General features: G+C 74.2%; 15 protein-coding genes. 3 read left to right on the forward strand and 12 right to left on the reverse strand.

The genetic code is table 11. The annotated features are described in order from the left end of the window. Positions 1 to 75 precede the first annotated feature (75 nt). Entirely contained in the window at positions 76 to 330 is a 255-nt protein-coding gene (locus tag IE330_RS00815; RefSeq protein WP_190133824.1) for a DUF6480 family protein, read from the forward strand. Between the two features lie 22 nt (positions 331 to 352). Here IE330_RS00815 and IE330_RS00820 read toward each other — a convergent pair whose 3' ends face one another. Continuing rightward, complete coding sequence (locus IE330_RS00820; RefSeq protein ID WP_190133825.1) at positions 353 to 1,747, reverse strand: FAD-dependent oxidoreductase; 1,395 nt, start codon at positions 1,745 to 1,747, stop codon at positions 353 to 355. A gap of 229 nt (positions 1,748 to 1,976) precedes the next feature. On the opposite strand from IE330_RS00820, the gene IE330_RS00825 reads away from it, so the two are divergent. Beyond that, complete coding sequence (locus IE330_RS00825; RefSeq protein WP_190133826.1) at positions 1,977 to 2,732, forward strand: HAD family hydrolase; 756 nt, start codon at positions 1,977 to 1,979, stop codon at positions 2,730 to 2,732. Here IE330_RS00825 and IE330_RS00830 read toward each other — a convergent pair. From IE330_RS00830 to IE330_RS00880, 11 genes are all read right to left on the reverse strand, one after another. After that, the gene (locus IE330_RS00830) at positions 2,660 to 2,968 is read right to left on the reverse strand and encodes a hypothetical protein (protein WP_190133827.1); all 309 of its coding nucleotides are present in this window, start codon (positions 2,966 to 2,968) and stop codon (positions 2,660 to 2,662) included. The genes IE330_RS00825 and IE330_RS00830 overlap by 73 nt on opposite strands. A gap of 255 nt (positions 2,969 to 3,223) precedes the next feature. Then, positions 3,224 to 4,408 carry a zinc-dependent alcohol dehydrogenase gene (locus IE330_RS00835; protein WP_190133828.1) on the reverse strand — a complete coding sequence of 395 codons (1,185 nt, stop codon included), beginning with the start codon at positions 4,406 to 4,408 and terminating at the stop codon, positions 3,224 to 3,226. A 97-nt stretch (positions 4,409 to 4,505) separates the two neighbouring features. Continuing rightward, on the reverse strand, positions 4,506 to 5,105 hold the full coding sequence (locus IE330_RS00840; RefSeq protein ID WP_190133829.1) for a flavodoxin family protein: 600 nt from the start codon (positions 5,103 to 5,105) through the stop codon (positions 4,506 to 4,508). Positions 5,106 to 5,581: 476 nt separating this feature from the next. After that, positions 5,582 to 6,778 carry an FUSC family protein gene (locus tag IE330_RS00845; RefSeq protein WP_190133830.1) on the reverse strand — a complete coding sequence of 399 codons (1,197 nt, stop codon included), beginning with the start codon at positions 6,776 to 6,778 and terminating at the stop codon, positions 5,582 to 5,584. A gap of 145 nt (positions 6,779 to 6,923) precedes the next feature. After that, a complete protein-coding gene (locus IE330_RS00850; protein ID WP_190133831.1) occupies positions 6,924 to 7,112 on the reverse strand; it encodes a CsbD family protein in 189 nt (62 codons plus the stop codon). A 324-nt stretch (positions 7,113 to 7,436) separates the two neighbouring features. Further along, entirely contained in the window at positions 7,437 to 9,548 is a 2,112-nt protein-coding gene (locus IE330_RS00855; RefSeq protein ID WP_190133832.1) for a xanthine dehydrogenase family protein molybdopterin-binding subunit, read from the reverse strand. A 21-nt stretch (positions 9,549 to 9,569) separates the two neighbouring features. Further along, entirely contained in the window at positions 9,570 to 10,562 is a 993-nt protein-coding gene (locus tag IE330_RS00860; RefSeq protein ID WP_190133833.1) for an FAD binding domain-containing protein, read from the reverse strand. Then, entirely contained in the window at positions 10,559 to 11,278 is a 720-nt protein-coding gene (locus IE330_RS00865) for a (2Fe-2S)-binding protein (RefSeq protein ID WP_190133834.1), read from the reverse strand. The genes IE330_RS00860 and IE330_RS00865 overlap by 4 nt, the downstream gene beginning before the upstream one ends. Positions 11,279 to 11,588: 310 nt before the next feature. Further along, a complete protein-coding gene (locus tag IE330_RS00870; protein ID WP_190133835.1) occupies positions 11,589 to 12,452 on the reverse strand; it encodes a VOC family protein in 864 nt (287 codons plus the stop codon). 290 nt (positions 12,453 to 12,742) lie between these two features. Continuing rightward, on the reverse strand, positions 12,743 to 13,831 hold the full coding sequence (gene ku, locus IE330_RS00875) for a non-homologous end joining protein Ku (RefSeq protein ID WP_190133836.1): 1,089 nt from the start codon (positions 13,829 to 13,831) through the stop codon (positions 12,743 to 12,745). A gap of 250 nt (positions 13,832 to 14,081) precedes the next feature. Next, on the reverse strand, positions 14,082 to 15,437 hold the full coding sequence (locus tag IE330_RS00880) for a phosphatase PAP2 family protein (RefSeq protein WP_190133837.1): 1,356 nt from the start codon (positions 15,435 to 15,437) through the stop codon (positions 14,082 to 14,084). 467 nt (positions 15,438 to 15,904) lie between these two features. Here IE330_RS00880 and IE330_RS00885 point away from each other — a divergent pair, with 467 nt between their 5' ends. Next, positions 15,905 to 16,420, forward strand: a complete 516-nt coding sequence (locus IE330_RS00885) for a hypothetical protein (RefSeq protein WP_190133838.1) — start codon at positions 15,905 to 15,907, stop codon at positions 16,418 to 16,420. The last annotated feature ends 12 nt before the right edge of the window (positions 16,421 to 16,432 follow it).

Below are 16,432 nucleotides of genomic sequence, written 5' to 3' on the forward strand. Positions count from 1 at the left end.
TCCACACGGCCCGGGATCACCCACCCATTCAGCCCGGAAGGTGAGCAATACGACGATTAGGGGGATTCATATCCCATGACCTCTTCGACGAATCCGAACCCGGAACCGAACCCGGATCCGGACCCGCAGAGCACCACAGGCCTGGACGCCGGTGGGAGCGTCCCTCCCGGGGAGACCCCGCCCGCGGAGAGCAGCATGCCGGGAGCGGGCCCCCGCGAGGTGCACAATCCGCCGAAAGGATGGGCCAAGGGACCCCTCACCCTGATCATCGGCATGGTGGTGCTGGTGGCCGCCTTCTTCCTCGTCTACGCGCTCGTCCTGCTCCTCTGACGCGCCCGGCCGCCGTGCGCCCTCACCCCGGCCGGCGGGTGAGGGACCGGCGCGCCACCTTGGCGATCACGGACGGGCGCAGCAGCAGCGACGGCGGGGCCATCATGTTCAGCACCCGCACGAACCGGGCCCACACGTCCGGGTCGTGGACGGCGACCGCGAGGACCTGCCGGTTGTACCAGTGCGCGAAGCGCGCCGAGCGCGGTTGGCCGTCTCCGGGTGCCCACATGAGGTCCGAGCTGCTGGCCAGGGTCCAGGGCACCTTGATGAGCGCGGCGGCGCCGCGCTGGTAGGCCCGGCTGAGCCCGTCGAGGTCCCGTGTGCCGGCCCGGCGCTCGCGCAGCAGCCGGGCGAGCAGCTCCGCTTCGAGCACGGCGACGGTGAGCCCCTGGCCGTACACGGGGTTGAACAGGCAGACCGCGTCGCCGACCGCGAGCAGCCGCTCGGGCCAGCGGGCGTTCTTGTGGTGCAGCCGCCACTCGTTGCCGGGGTTGGTGTAGCGGTGGATCTCCCCTTCCCGGGTGCCGTTCTTGATCTGTTCGGCGAGGCGCGGGTTGTCCAGGGAGCGGGCGAAGTCGAGGTAGCCGTCGTCGTCGGCGGGCGGCACGTGCCGCTCGAAGCCGAACAGCGAGCTCATCCAGCGGTGCCGCTCCACGGCGAGCACCACCCCGCCGCGCGGCACGCCGGGCGCGAAGGTCATCTGGTACGCGATGTCGAAGTCCTGGCTGTCCCGCGGCGGGCGGGCGTAGGACGCGGACGTGTAGGTGATCTTCGCCTTGACGACGGCCTTGCCGGACACCGGCAGGCCCGCGTCGCCGAGCCAGCGGTCGACGGACGTGGAGCGGCCGGAGGCGTCGACCACCAGGTCGGCGGTGACCTCGGTCGGCCCGTCGGCGTCGGGCCCGCGGTAGCGGACGCGGTCGAGGCGGCCGGGGCCGCTGCCCGTGACCGTCTCGCAGCGGGTGCCGGGCAGCAGCCGGACCCGGGCCAGCGCCGACACCCGCTGCCGCAGTTGCCGTTCGAGCTCGTCCCGGGTGCAGGTCTGGATGGGCACGCCGACCGGGTCGCGGGGCGCGTAGCCGGTGGGCAGCAGGAAGCTGATGCGCTCGCCGTAGTCGAAGACGGGGGCGCCCAGCTCCTCCAGCTCCGACCGGAGGCCGGGGAAGAGCCGTTCCAGGACGTCGCCGCCCCGGGCGAGCAGCGCGTGGGCGTGGTAGCCCTGCGGGACGTGCGGGTGCACGCCGGTGTCCGGGCCGACCGGGTCGCGCTCCAGGACGAGGACCTCGGCGAAGTGGTCGGCCAGGACCCGCGCGGTGACAAGCCCGGCGTACCCTCCCCCGACCACGACGGCCCGCTCCCACGGGGTGTCGCTCGCGAGGCTGTCCTTGCTCCCGGCGCTCCCGGCGCTCTTGGCCATGGCCTGTCGTTCCTCTCGGGCGGACTCCGCTGACGCTCCATCGTCCACCCTGCACGGGCACGTGGCGGAGGAGCGCACGGAAGCACACGCCGCCGCGCGCCCGCGGCAGTGTCCGGATCGCGTCGGCCGCGCCCGCCCCCGGGCTCCCCGTACTCCCAGGTACTCCCAGGGACGTTCCGCCCAAGACCGCACCTGTCCTGCCCTGTTCTCCGACTGGCATGATCAGCGCGTGACTGACGCACTCGCACGCACGGGCGGCCCCGCGCACGGCACGTACGTCCTGTTCGACGTCGACGGGACGTTGATCGACGCGGTGGCCAACCAGCGCCGGGTCTGGGCGACATGGGCGGAGCGGTACGGCCTCGACGTCGATGAGGTCCACCGGGTCGCGCTGCGCACCCGCCCCGTGGAGACCTTCGCGCAGGTCGCCGCGGACCGCGACCCCCGCGCGTGCCTGGCCCTGCTGCACGCGCTGGAGGACGAGGACGTCCGGTCCGGCCACTACGCGGCCTTCGACGGCGCGGCGCGCCTGCTGCGCGAACTACCCGCGGGCGCCTGGGCGTTGGTGACCTCGAACTACGAGCACCGGGTCCGCGGCCGCTTCCTGCGGACGGGGCTGCCGGTGCCCGAGGTCGTCGTGGACGCCGCCGCGGTCGAGGAGGGCAAGCCGTCCCCCGCGCCCTACCTGCTGGCCGCCGCGCGGCTGGGCGCCGCGCCGGAGGACTGCCTGGTCGTCGAGGACGCGCCGTCCGGCGTGGAGGCCGGGCTGCGCGCCGGGATGACGGTGTGGGGCGTGAACGCCGCGGTCGCGGTCAAGGGCGTGCACCGGCACTTCACCGGCCTGCGCGAGGCCGTCCCGCACATCCTGGCTCACGCGTCCGCCCGGGGCCGGGCCGTCGGCTCCTCCCGCCGTCAGGCCGTGGGTTCCTCCGGCTCCGGGTCGTCGCTGCCCGACGCCGGCCGGGACCGCGGGGCCTCGCCCTGACCGGCCCTGCCGGTGCCTGCCTCGTCCGTCTCGGGCACGTCCTCGCCGTCCGCCTCGCCTTCGTTCCGGCCGCCCCGGCCCGAGGTGCCCTCGGACTCCCGCTCGGCGTCCGGCTCGCCCGCGCCCTCCTCCAGGTCCCAGGGGTCCGGCTCGTCCGAGGCCTGCTGGTCGGGCAGGTCCCTGGGCACGGGCGGGCCGTCCTTGCCGGGGGACGGGGGGTTCTGGATGTTCTCCATCGCTCGGTCTCCGTTCGTGGTTCGTGGCTCTGCCGGGGCCGCTCGGGACGCCCGGCGTGACGCGACCTGCGCGGCGCCACCTGCGTGAGGCGACCCGCGTAGCGCCACCCGCGGGGCGCGGCCCGCGTGGAGACGCGCGTACCCGCCGACGGCAGCGCGACACGGTGCCTCAGTCGCCGCGCCGGTCGTACGCGTCCGCCGCACGTTCGTACAGGACCGGCACCGGCACCGGCACGGAGGGGGTCGCGGCGGGTGTCACGGCTGCAGCAGCGTCTTGATCATCCCGTCCTCCTTGGCCTGGAACGTCCGGTACGCCTCCGGGCCCTCCTCCAGGGGCAGGCGGTGCGTCGCGAAGTCGTCCACGCCGAGCGGGTCGTCGTCCGTGAGCAGCGGCAGGATGTCGTCCACCCAGCGCCACACGTTGGCCTGGCCCATGCGGAGCTGGATCTGCTTGTCGAACATCGTGAGCAGCGGCATCGGGTCGGCGGCCCCGCCGTAGACGCCGGACAGCGAGACGGTGCCGCCGCGGCGCACGATGTCGATGGCGGCGTAGAGCGCGTTGAGCCGGTCGACGCCGACGCGCTCCATGAGCTTCTCCGCCAGGGCGTCGGGCAGCAGGCCCACGCCCCACTGCGCGGCCTTCGCCACCGGCGCCCCGTGCGCCTCCATGCCCACCGCGTCGATCACCGCGTCCGTGCCGCGCCCCTGCGTCAGCTCGCGGATCGCGTCCCCGATGTCCTTGCCGTGCCGCCGCAGGTCGAGGGCCTTGACCCCGTCCCGGCTCGCCCGGCTCAGCCGGTCGGGCACCAGGTCGACGCCGACGACCAGGCTCGCGCCCTGGTGCAGCGCGATCCGGGCCGCCATGGCACCGATGGGGCCGAGCCCGAGGACGGTGACGGTGCCGCCGGGCGGGATGTTCGCGTAGTCGACGGCCTGCCAGGCGGTGGGCAGCACGTCGGACAGGTAGACGTACCGGTCGTCCGGCGGGCCCTCCGGCACCTTGATGGGCAGGGTGTTGCCGAACGGGACGCGCAGGTACTCGGCCTGGCCGCCGGGGACCTGGCCGTACAGCTTGGTGTAGCCGAACAGGGAGGCGCCGGTCCCCCGCTCCTTGACCTGGGTGGTCTCGCACTGCGAGTGCAGGCCGAGGCCGCACATGTAGCAGGTGCCGCAACTGACGTTGAAGGGCACCACGACGCGGTCGCCGACCGCCAGTTCGGTGACGCCCGGACCGATCTCCTCGACGATGCCCATCGGCTCGTGCCCCAGGATGTCGCCCGGATCGAGGTAGGGCCCGAGGACCTCGTACAGATGCAGGTCGGAGCCGCAGATACCGGTGGACGTCGTCCGTACGACGATGTCGGTCGGCTCCTTGATCACGGGGTCGGGAACGGTGTCGACGCGCACGTCCCGCTTGCCGTGCCAGGTCAGTGCTCGCATCAGTGCCTCCTGTGGGTGGCTCGTACCGGGAAGTCGTACGGCCCCGGGTCTCCCGCCGGGCCGGGACCATGCCCGGGGCGGGGGCCGGGGCGGCGGGTCACGAGGGCGGGTAGGGCCGCTCGGCCAGCAGCTCGGCGAGGTGGTAGGTGTTGGCGGCGAGGGTGCGGGTGGTGGCCGCCACCTCGTCGGGCGTGGCGTCGAGGTCCTTGTAGTCGGTGCCGTGCTGCGCCTCGCCGACCCAGTACGTCACGGCGCCGGGCGCCAGGGAGAAGCCGACGTCGTTGAGGCCCTGGAACAGGTCGGCGCTGACCTTGTGCGCCCCGTCCTCGTTGCCGACGACGACCACCGCCGCCGCCTTCCCGTAGGTGAGCAGGCGCCCCTGGTCGTCGGTCTCCGACAGCTCCGCGTCCAGCCGTTCGAGGACGCGCTGGCAGATGCTGGAGGGGTGGCCGAGCCAGATCGGCGTGGCGAGCAGCAGGATGTCCGCCCGGAGGACCTTCTCGCGCAGGGCGGGCCAGGCGTCCTGCCCGCCCATGTCGATCTCGACGCCGGGGCGGACGTCGTGGTCGGCGACCCGGATCGTCTCACCCGTGGCACCCAGCTTCTTGAACTCCTCCATGACCTGGTCCGACAGCAGGTGACTGCTGGACGGCGTCGGCGAGGGGCTGAGGGAGCAGACCAAGGACAACACGTGCATGAGGCGACGCATCCTCTCTTCGAGACTCGGAGGCTCAGGGACTGAGACTCAGGGGTTGAGGCTCAGGGACTGAGACGTAAGGGGTTGGGGCCCAGGCCAGGGGTTGCGGCCCAGGATTACCGGGGGTGGGCGCACGGGCCGGGGGCGGCGCGGCCGCCGGGCACGGGCGGGGAGCCGTGCGGGTCGAGCACCTCGATGCTGTTCGCGTGGGCGGCGGCTCCGCGGGCGCCGGGCGCGCGGCGGGGGTGCGGAGCGGCCTTCGGGGGCCTGCCGGGCCTCCTTTCCGACGGTAGCGCGACGCGGGGCCTGTCCGCCTGACGAGAGCGGCCCGCGGGCCCTGTCGTGCCCGCCCCGGGTGGCCCTGGGGCGGGGCCGGCCGGGCCACTGGGGTGATCCGCGCATCGGCCTACAGGTGACCGGCCCGCACGTCCTCAAACCCGCCGGGCCGGACGGGCGCCGGGCCGGACGGGGCCCGGTCACTGCTCGACGTAGTGCTCCAGCACGTCGCAGACGTTCTGCAGCTCGTCCATCAGGCGCGCGGCCTCCACCAGGAGCACCCCGTAGGGCAGGCCCGGGTCGCCGAGCGGCAGCCCGGCCTCCTCGGCGCGCCCGGTCAGCCGCCGACGGCGTTCGTGCGCCTCCTGGACGAGCTCGCACAGCTCGCGGCTCTGCCGGTGCAGCGCGTCCTCGTCGAGCGTCCGGAGCACCTGGGTGATGCGGGAGATGGACTCCAGGAAGTCGGCGTAGTCGTGCAGCAGCCGGCGGTCCTCGGCGCTCGCGTCCTGCTGCCAGGTGTCGAGGCTGCGGGTCAGCGAGGCGGCCTGGTACAGCGTGCGCTCCAGTGCCGCGAGGACGGCGCCGTACCCGTCGAAGCTCGGCCGGACGCGGTGGCGCCCCAGGCGGCTGCGGGGGTTGTAGTAGGCGCTCTCCCGCGCGGTGCGCAGCCCGTCCTGGGCCTGCCGGATCAGGTCGCCGGTCTGCTCGGCCCGGTTGCGCCAGTGGCGGCGGCGCTCCTGGTCCATCTCGCCGTGCCGCATCGCCGGGTACATGTCACTGACGAGGTCGCACAGCGCCCCGGACAGGATGTGGATCGCGTACTCCGCGCTGCGGTAGCGCAGCGGCGGCACCACCGTCATGTTGACCACCACCCCGATGCCGCAGCCGATGAGCACCAACAGGATGATCTGCCCGAGGTGGGTGACCTTGTCGAGGCTGCCGGGGACCGTCACGTAGGTGGAGAAGGCGAAGAACGCGGCCGTCGCCACCTGCGAACCCTGCGGCCCCAGGCCCGGCCACAGGCCGATGGCCAGCGCCAGCACGGTCACGAGGGCGAACGTGAGCAGGTCGGGGCCGGCCAGGAAGCCGAGGGCCGCCTGCACCGCCACGCCCGCGGTGACGGCGACGATGTAGCGCAGCGCGTTGAGGAGCGCCTGGTACACCGTCACCTGCATGATCAGTACGGCGGAGAACGGCGCGAACGCCGGTGACCGCGCGTGCAGCACGTCGCGGGCGATCACCCAGGCGACCGTCGCGGCCACGGTGCTCTTGAGGAGGAACAGCAGCGTGTGGCGCTCGTGCCCCTCGGTTCCCCAGGCCCGCCGCCACCACTGCCAGGCCCGGGCCGCCGGGCCCTGGGCCGCGGGTTCGTCGCGTCGCTGCCACTGGTCGACCATGCACATCCCATTCCGCATCCGGCCCGCACGCTCCGGTGGGCCACCTGGTTCCCTCCGGCACTCCGCCGTCCGCGTCCGGGGATCGGCCCCCGGGCGCGCGTGCGCCGTCCCACCCGCGGGTGGGACGGCGCAGGGGGTCGCGCGGTCAGCGGTCGTCGTCGCGCAGGGAGTCGCGGACGCCCTCGGCCTTGGCGCGCGCGTCGTCGGCGGCGCCGCCGACCTTGCCCTTGGCCTGGTCCGTCTTGCCCTCGGTCTTCATCCGGTCGTTGCCGGTGACCTTGCCGAGCATCTCCTTGGCCTTGCCCGCTGCCTTGTTCTTCGTGTTCTCGTCCACGGTTACTCCTTAGGTGGCGTATGCACAGCCGTTGGTCACGCTAGGGGCGGTGTGCGGGGTGCGCATCCCGGGCGTCACCGCGGCGCCCCGGCCGGTGGTCCGGTGTCGCGGCGCCGCCGCGCTCCTGCCCTTCGCTTCGTCGGTCGTTGACGACCTCAGCCATCTAGTTGCCGGGACATCCGTCCGCAAACGGCGCAATTCGCATTCCTTGCGCGGCACATCATCGGGACACCGCCCGGGACACCCCTCAGCACGCCGCACCGGACGCCGTACGTAACCGGAATCACACCGCAGGACCCGGCACCGACCGGGCCCCGGCGGACGTCAGCCGGTCAGAGCGGTCAGCACCTTGTCGGGGGTCAGCGGCAGCGCCCGGAAGCGGACTCCGGTGGCGTGGTACACCGCGTTGCCGATGGCGGCGGCGCTCCCGACGATCCCGATCTCCCCGACGCCCTTGCTGCCCATCGGGTTGAGGTGCGGGTCGTCCTCCTCGATCCAGTGCGCCTCGACGCCGCTCACGTCGGCGTGCGCGGGCACGTGGTACGAGGCCAGGTCCGACTCCGCGAAGTCGCCGAAGGCGGCGTCCATGGTGCTGTGCTCGGTGAGGGCCATGCCGAGGCCCATGACCATGCCGCCGACGAACTGGGAGCGGGCGGTGCGGGCGTTGAGGATGCGCCCGGCCGCGTAGACGCCGAGCAGCCGCCGGACGCGGACCTCGCCGGTGACGGTGTCGACGGCCACCTCGGCGAAGTGCGCGCCGAAGGCGTGGCGGGCGTAGGGGCTGTCCGCGTCGGCCGTGCCGGTGGTGTCGGCGTCGGCACTGATGCCCTCGTCGGGCAGCGACCCGGGGTGGTCGGCGAGCTTCGCCGCCAGCGCGGTGCACGCCTGGTGCACGGCCCAGCCCCAGGAGGCGGTGCCCGAGGAGCCGCCCGCGAGCGGGGCCGCCGGCAGGTCGCTGCTGCCCACCTCGGTACGCACCCGCGCCAGGGGCACGCCGAGGGCGTCGGCCGCCACCTGGGCGAGCACGGTGCGGGCGCCGGTGCCGATGTCGGTGGCGTTCACCCGTACGACGAAGCCGCCGTCGGGCAGCGCCCGTGCCTGCGCGGTGGACGGCGACACCAGCACGGGGTACGTGGCCGAGGCCACGCCCGTCCCGATGAGGAGGGGCCCCTCCGCGCGGGAGCGGGGCCGGGAGTCGCGCGCGTCCCAGCCGAACCGCCGGGCGCCCTCGCGCAGGCAGTCCACGACGTGGCGGCTGCTGAAGGGCTTGCCGCTGTCCGGTTCGCGCTCCGGCTCGTTGACGATCCGCAGCTCCACCGGGTCCCTGCCGAGGGCGGTGGCGAGCTCGTCCACGGCGGACTCCAGGGCGTACATGCCCGGCGCCTCCCCCGGGGCCCGCATCCACGACGGCGTGGGCACGTCGAGGCGCACCACGCGGTGCACGGTGAGGTGGTGCGGCGCGCCGTACATGACGCGCGCGGGCACCGCGGCCTGCTCGACGAACTCCTTGACGCGCGAGGTGTGCGTGGTGATCTCGTGGGACAGCGACGTCAGCCGGCCGTCGGCCGCCGCGGCGAGGCCGACCCGGTGCAGGGTGGGCGCCCGGTGACCGACGACGGCGGCCAGGTGGCTGCGGGGGAAGGCCACGGTGACGGGGCGGCCGGAGACGCGTGCCGCCATCGCGGCGAGCACCACGTCGGGCCGCGGCGTGCCCTTCGAACCGAAGCCGCCCCCGACGTGCTCGGCGATGACGGTGATGTGCTCGCCGTCCATCTCGAACAGGGCGGCGAGCGTGTCGCGCACGGTCGTACCGCCCTGGCTGGAGCAGTACACGGTCAAGTGCCCCTGGTCCCAGTGCGCGGTGCTGGCGTGCGGCTCCATGGGGTGGTTGTGCAGCGGTGGCACCTCGTAGACGACGTCGACGCGGGCCGCCGCGTCAGCGCCGCCGGGCCGGCCGTGTTCGCGGCGGGTGGGGTGCTCGCCGTTGACGTTCTCGGGCTCGTACGCCTCGGGGTGGTCCGCCGTCAGGGTGACGTCGTGGTCCTCGACGGCGTACTCGACGCGTACGGCCGCCGCGGCGGCGCGCGCGGCCTCCAGGGTCTCGGCCACCACGAGGGCGACGTACCAGCCGCGGTGCGGCACCCGCGGGTCCTGGAGGACGGCGAGCGTGGGGTCGTCGGGCTCGGCGACGCGCGGCGCGTTCTCGTGGGTCAGGACGGTGAGGACGCCGGGCAGCCGCAGGGCCTCCTCGACGTCGACGGCGGTGACCCGGCCGCGGGCGACCGTGGCGGGCACGGGCCAGGCGTGCGCCCGCTCCGGCATGGGGTGTTCGGCGGCGTAGCGGGCGCGGCCGGTGACCTTCAGGTGTCCTTCGCGGCGCTCGGCGGGAGCGCCCAGGGCCCGGCCGGCGCCGAGCGGGGAGTCCTCGTGCGACATGGCGGTTTCCAGCCCCCTCGGTCAGGTCGCGGCGCCCGGCGCGAGCCGGGTCAGGACGTCGACGGCGATGTTGCGGGCCAGCGGCACCTTGTAGGCGTTGTCCCGCAGCGGCCGGGCCGCGGCGAGCTCCAGGTCGACGGCGCGGGCGAAGGCGGCCGGGGTGGCGGGCCCGCCGCGCAGCGCCTCCTCGGCCCGTTCGGCGCGCCAGGGCCGGTGGGCGAGGGCACCGAAGGCGATGCCGACGTCGGCGACCGTGCCCTCGGAGACGCGCAGCACCACCGCCACGGAGGCGAGGGCGAACGCGTACGAGGCCCGGTCCCGGGCCTTGCGGTAGGCCGAGGGCAGACCGGCGCGCGCGGCGGGCAGCACCACGGACGTGATCAGCTCGCCGGGGCGGATGACGGTGTCCTGCTCCGGGCGGTCCCCGGGCAGCCGGTGGAAGGCCCCCACGGGGACGTCGCGCGGCCCCTGCTCGCCGTGGAGTTCCACGCGCGCGTCCAGGGCGGCGAGCGCCACGGCCATGTCCGAGGGGTGGGTGGCCACGCAGTGCTCGCTGTGGCCGAGGACGGCGTGGTCCCGGTGCACGCCGTCCAGGGCCCCGCAGCCGCTGCCCGGGGCGCGCTTGTTGCACGGCTTGGACAGGTCCTGGAAGTACGGGCACCGGGTGCGCTGCAGCAGGTTGCCGCCGGTGGTGGCGGCGTTGCGCAGTTGTCCGGAGGCGCCGGCGAGCAGCGCCTGCGACAGCACGGGGTAGCGGTCGCGGACGAGGGGGTGCGCCGCGAGGTCGCTGTTGCGCACCGCGGCGCCCACGCGCAGGGAGCCGTCGTCCCGTTCCTCGACCGCGTCCAGGGGCAGGCGGCTGACGTCGATCAGGGCGGAGGGCTGCTCCACCCCCAGTTTCATGAGGTCGACGAGGTTGGTGCCGCCGCCGAGGTAGCGGGCTCCGGGGTGGGCCGCGAAGGCCCGCGTCGCCTCGTCGACGTCCGCGGCCCGTACGTAGGCGAAGGGCTTCATCGGGCCACGTCCCGCACGGCTTCGACGATGCGGGGGTAGGCGCCGCAGCGGCACAGGTTGCCGCTGAGCCGCTCGCGGATCTCCTCCGGGGTCAGCGGGACGGGCCGGCCCGGGGGCGCGGCGGGCGGCGTGACGTGCGAGGGGTGGCCGGCCGCGGCCTCGGCGAGGACGCCGACGGCCGAACAGATCTGCCCGGGGGTGCAGTAGCCGCACTGGAAGGCGTCCCGGTCGAGGAAGGCCCGCTGCACGGGGTGCAACTCCCCGCCGCGGTCCGCGCACCGCTCGCCGGTGGGGGCCTCGTCGGCGAGACCTTGGCCCGTGAACTCCGCGTCCGTGAGACCTCGGCCGGTCAGCTCCCCGCCTGCGGCGCCTTGTCCCGGAAGCCCCGCGGACCCCTCCCCCACGGACCCCTCGCCCGTGAGCCCCTCGACGGTCGTGACCTCGCAGCCGTCAAGGGCCACCGCGAGCAGCAGGCAACTGTTGACGCGGCGCCCGTCGACGAGGACCGTGCAGGCGCCGCACTGGCCGTGGTCGCAGCCCTTCTTGGCGCCGGTGAGATCCAGGTCCTCGCGCAGGACGTCCAGCAGGACGCGGCGGTGGTCCAGATCGAGGGTGCGGGTGTCGCCGTTGACGCGGAGCGTCGTCGCGGAACGGTGCGGGACCGGCGGTGCCGTGCCCCCGCCGCCCGCTCCGCCGTCGGGAATGTCGCTGCCCATGGCGTGGATGACCTTCCGGAAGAGCTCGTGTGCTGTGCGGACCGCGTGCCCAAGCTGCCACAGCCGACACCTGGCGGCATGCCGGAAGGGGCCGTACGGGGCGGCTCCCGGGGCCCGGGGTGCCGCCGCTTCCGGGGCCCGGGGTGCCGCCCGCTCCCGCCTTCGGACCCCCGGCCGCCGCCGCTGTCCCCGCGCTGCGGCTGCCCCGACCACCGCCGCGCGCCCTGTCGACCCCGGCTGCCCTGCTGCCCCCGACGGCCCGGGCTGCGCCTACCGGCCCGGCGGCACCTACCGCCGCCCAGGGGGGCCACTACCGCCCCTGCTCCCGCGCGACGACCCGGAAGTGGCCGCCGTCGGGGTCCCGCAGCGTGGCCCAGGCGGGCCGTGCGTCGAGGTGCTCCTCGATCACCCGGCCGCCGTGGTCCCGCGCCGCGCGGACGCTGGCCTCGACGTCCCGGACGGCGAAGTGGACCTGCCAGTGCGGCCGGACCGCCGGGTCGGGGTCGGCCTCGACGGCGCCCGAGCCGAGCCGGGCAGCCGGCCGCCCGGCCCTGAGGAGCACCACTTCCTCCTGCTGGTACTCCACCTCGCAGCACTCCGGGCGCCCGCAGGCCCAGTCGAGGACCTCGCCGTAGAAGATGGCGGCGTCGAAGGCGTCGACGGTGTGCAGGCGCACGGAGGCCGGTGCGGTGTGCAGGTCGCTGCGCCAGCTCGTGAGGATCTCGCCCTCCCAGATGCCGAAGCCCGCCCCGTTGCGGTCGGCGGAGAGCGCCGCGCGCCCGTTGGGGAACGGGATCGGCCCCACCGCCACCGTCCCGCCGCGCTCCCTGACCCGGCTCACCGTCTCGTCCGCGTCCAGGACGGCGAAGTACGGCGTCCAGGCCACCGCGACCTGGAGCGACGAGGACACCGCGCCGAGCCCCGCGACGGGGTCGCCGTGGGCCATGGCGACGGAGAACTGCTCGCCGAGCCGGGCCGGGCGGAACTCCCAGTCCATGACGGCTCCGTAGAACCTCTGTGCGGCGGCGAGGTCCGGAACCGTGAGGCTGACCCAGCAGGGGGCTCCGACGGCCGACTCGCCCAACACCGAGCCGGTCCTGACGTGCCGCCCCGGCGCGCCCGCGCCCTGGGCCGCCCCGGGTGCCGGCTTCGGCGTCTCTTCGTCGTGGTGCATGTGCAACCTGTCCTGGAAATCGAGGCCGCTCACGGGGCAGGCCGGCAGCCGCGCTCTCCGTCAGTGCTTCCGGCCGTCGGTTCCGCACCCCGACGCGTACGCCACGGTCGGCTCGGTGGGTCCGCCGTGACCGGGGCGAGCGATCCAGGGGAGCGGTGGAAAGACGTCAGCAACCCGCGAGCTTGCAGAAAGTAATGATTCCGCGACTTACTGTGCCACGGTCCGTGTGCCGGAGCCAACGGCGACGCCCCCGGACGGCCGGACTGGAGATCTTCCCGCCGGTGGCCGGGTCACGCGGCGCGCTTCCGGCCCCGCCGCCGGTCCCGGTCCCCCTTGCGGTCCCGCCCGCGGGCCCGGGCGAGTTCGTCCACGAGTTCGTCCCGGCTCATCCGCGAGCGGCCGGGGACGTCCAGCTCGGTGGCCCGCCGGTACAGCTCGGCCTTGCTCAGCTCGCGCAGTTCGCCCGCGCCCGTGCCGCGGGACGACGCGGAGGCGCCGTCCGCCTTCGACGGGGGCTTCTCGGCGGCCTTCCGCTTCCCGCGCCGGGTGCCGCTCCGGCCGCCCTCCCGGGTGTCGCTCCCGCTCCCGCCCCGGTCCCCGCCGCGGGCCCGCTCGATGCTGCCCTCCAGGAGGTCCATGAGGTCGACGACGTCGGTGGCCCGGGGTGCCTCCGCCGCCGTCTCGACCTCCTCGCCCTCGGCCTTCGCCCGGACCAGCTCCCGCACCTTCTCCTGGTACATGTCGCGGTACCGGCCGGGCTCCCACGGCGCGGACAGGGCGTCGATCAGCTTGACCGCCATGTCCCGCTCCTTGCCCCGACCTGCCCGGCCGGACGGCAGGTCGGGCAGCTCCCGGGCCGGGTCGCGGACCTCGTCCGCCCAGTGCAGGGTCTGCAGCACCAGGACCTCGTCCTCGGCGCGCAGGGCCGTCAGGTACTGCTTGCCGCGCATCACGAACGTGGCGATGCCCGCCTTGTCCGTCTCCGCGAGGGCCGCCCGCAGCAGCTCGTACACCTTGGCGTACTCCTCGCCGCGGGGCGCGACGTAGTACGTGCGGTCGAAGTAGACGGGCTCGATGGCGCCGAGGTCGACGAAGTCGCTGATGTCGATGGCCTTGGAGCGGCCCGGCGCGATCTCGTCCAGCTCGTCGGGTTCCACGACGACGTACTCGCCCTCGGCCACCTCGAAGCCCTTGACGATGTCCTTGGCGGCGACTTCCTCGCCGGTGCGTTCGTTGACGCGCTTGTTGCGGATGCGGTCGGCGCTGCCGCGCTGCACCTGGTGGAAGTGGACCGCGTGGTCCTCCAGGGCGGTGTAGAGGCCGACGGGCACGGTGACCATCCCGAAGGTGATCACTCCGGTCCAGATCGCGCGTGCCATGGCCGTCCACTCCCGTCGCCCTGCCCACGTCCTCCGTCCGCCGCGGGAAGGCGCGTCCGCCGCGACGGGCACAGCGGTCGCGGCGGCCACGGGCGGCGAACGGAACCGGAGCGCGGGCCTCCGTACGCTCCGTGGCCAGTGTCCCGGGGGTGCGCGCCGTCGGCCACCGGCACGGGCATCGGGGTGGTGACGCGGCGCGGCGGCCGGCTTCCCGATGTCACGGGGAAGCCGGCCGCCGCGGCCGGGCGCCTCAGACCAGTTCGGGCTGCGGCTCCAGCTTCGGCGCCGGTACGGGCTTCGGCTCCCACAGCCTGGTGGTGCGCATATAGCCGTAGACGACCGAGCCCATCGCCAGCAGGAGGAGCGGCCCGAAGAGCCACGGGTGGGCGGCCATCTCCGTCGGCAGATAGCGGTACGAGACCAGCAGCGCGGCGAAGACGACGGTGCCGTGGACGACGAGCTGTATCCCCGACCGGTCCCAGCCGCGGTCGAAGGCGCGCAGACCGGCCTCGATCGTGACCGCGAACACCACGCCGGCCACCAGGTCCACGCCGTAGTGGTAGCCGAATCCCAGCGTCGCGGTGAGCGTGGCGACCAGCCAGAACGTGCCCGCGTACCGGAGCACGCGCGGCCCTCCGCGGGAGTGGATGAAGATCACGGTGGCCCAGGCCGTGTGCAGGCTGGGCATGCAGTTGCGCGGGGTGATCTCGTCGTACGTCATCGCGTGCGGCGTCCCGAGCGGGGGCGGCGTGTCCGGCCACAGGTTGGCCAGGGCCCACTCCTCGCCGCCGGTGCCGAAGGCGCCGGTGCCGTACGCGAAGACCGGTCCGACCACGGGGAAGATCATGTATATCGCCGGGCCGAGCAGGCCGACGACCAGGAACGTGCGGACGAGGTGGTGGCCCGGGAAGCGGCGCTCGGCCGCCACGTTGCGCAGTTGGTAGAGCGCGACGACGACCGCGGCCACGGCGAGCTGGACGTAGACGAAGTCGAGGAAGTGCGAGCCGATCGGGTCGGTCGCCCTGACGAGCCGGCCCACCAGCCACGACGGGTTGCCCAGCGCGTGGTCGGCGGTCGCCACGTACGGGTCGAGCACCGTCGGGCGGGTCTTGGACGTGATGAGCAGCCAGGCGTCGCCGGTCTTGCGGCCCGCCACCAGCAGCAGGCCGAGGCCGACGCCCTTCAGGAGCAGCACGCGTTCGGCGCCGGCGCGGCGGGTGACGGCGATGACCGCGCAGCCCAGGAGCACCCAGAGCGCGCCGTTGCCGAAGGTCAGCTTGCCACCGGTGGCCCAGCGCACGAGGAAGAACGGGATGTCGACGGCGACGGCGGCGCCGAGCGCGAGGAAGCGCTGCCGCCAGGTGAGCACCACCATCATCAGCGCCATGCCGGCGTACAGCAGCGGCCCGGACGCGGGTGCGAAGACCACCTCGCGCACCTGGTTGGTGAGCGGGCCGGGCAGGCCGTAGCCCCGTGCGGCGATCTCCAGCGCGATCTGGAATCCGAGGGCGACCACGCCGGCCGCACCCCACAGCAGCACCCGCGGCCGACGCCACGTGGCGAACTCATTTCTCCCATTTATTCGCGAAAACACCCGCGATGTCATACGCCTCAACTGCCTGGCCAATTTGTTGGTTTTTGATTAAACAGGTAACGCTTCGTGCTGGTCAGCGTGGTTTCCGGTAAGCGCGGGCGCTCGGGACGGACCTCGCGAGTCGGATCATGCTATCGGAGCGGCGCGGGTGGACTCCGCCCGTCATGAACGTGGCAAACGACAGTCCGCTTACGCGCGAGTTCGCGATCTTCGAAGCCCTGAGCCTGAATCCCTCCTCCCGCCGAACCGCCCTCGGCGTGGATCGGTTACGCCGTCACGCCGCGGAAGTCGCGCACCCGTCGGCCCATGGCCGCACAGAGGGGCGCCTCGCTGCCGTGACACCACGAGTGACACACATGACGCCAACAATGGCTCGCGCATGGCACCACTGGTGTGCCATGATGGCATCACAGAGAACGCGCTCCTCCGTTTCACCGGCGGAGCGCGTGCCACGGAGTGAGCGTCGAGGGGGCCGGACCATGGGGACAGCGCAGAACCAGCAGCAGGCGGCGCCCGGCGCCTTCGCCGCCTTCGCCCGCTTCGTGCTCTGCGGCGGCGGGGTGGGGCTGGCCTCCAGCTTCGCCGTGGCGGGCCTCGCCTCCTGGATGCCCTGGGCCGTGGCCAACGCGCTGATCACCGTGGTCTCCACGCTGCTGGCCACCGAGCTGCACGCCCGCTTCACCTTCGGCGCGGGCGGGCGCGCGACCTGGCGCCAGCACACGCAGTCGGCCGGCTCCGCGGCGGCCGCGTACGCGGTGACCTGCCTGGCGATGCTCGTCCTGCAGCAGCTCGTGGCGGCGCCCGGCGCGGTGCTGGAGCAGGTGGTCTACCTGTCCGCCTCCGCGCTCGCCGGGGTCGGGAGGTTCGCGGTGCTGCGCCTGGTCGTCTTCGCGCGGAACCGCTCGCGGACAGCGGCCGCCGTCCGCCCCGTGCCCGCGACCGTGTCCCACGCCGCTGCTCCGGCCGCGCCCGCCGCGCTCTGCCACGCCGCCTGAGCGCCCGCCGGG

Source organism: Streptomyces longispororuber, from assembly GCF_014656095.1.
GTDB lineage: Bacteria > Actinomycetota > Actinomycetes > Streptomycetales > Streptomycetaceae > Streptomyces > Streptomyces longispororuber.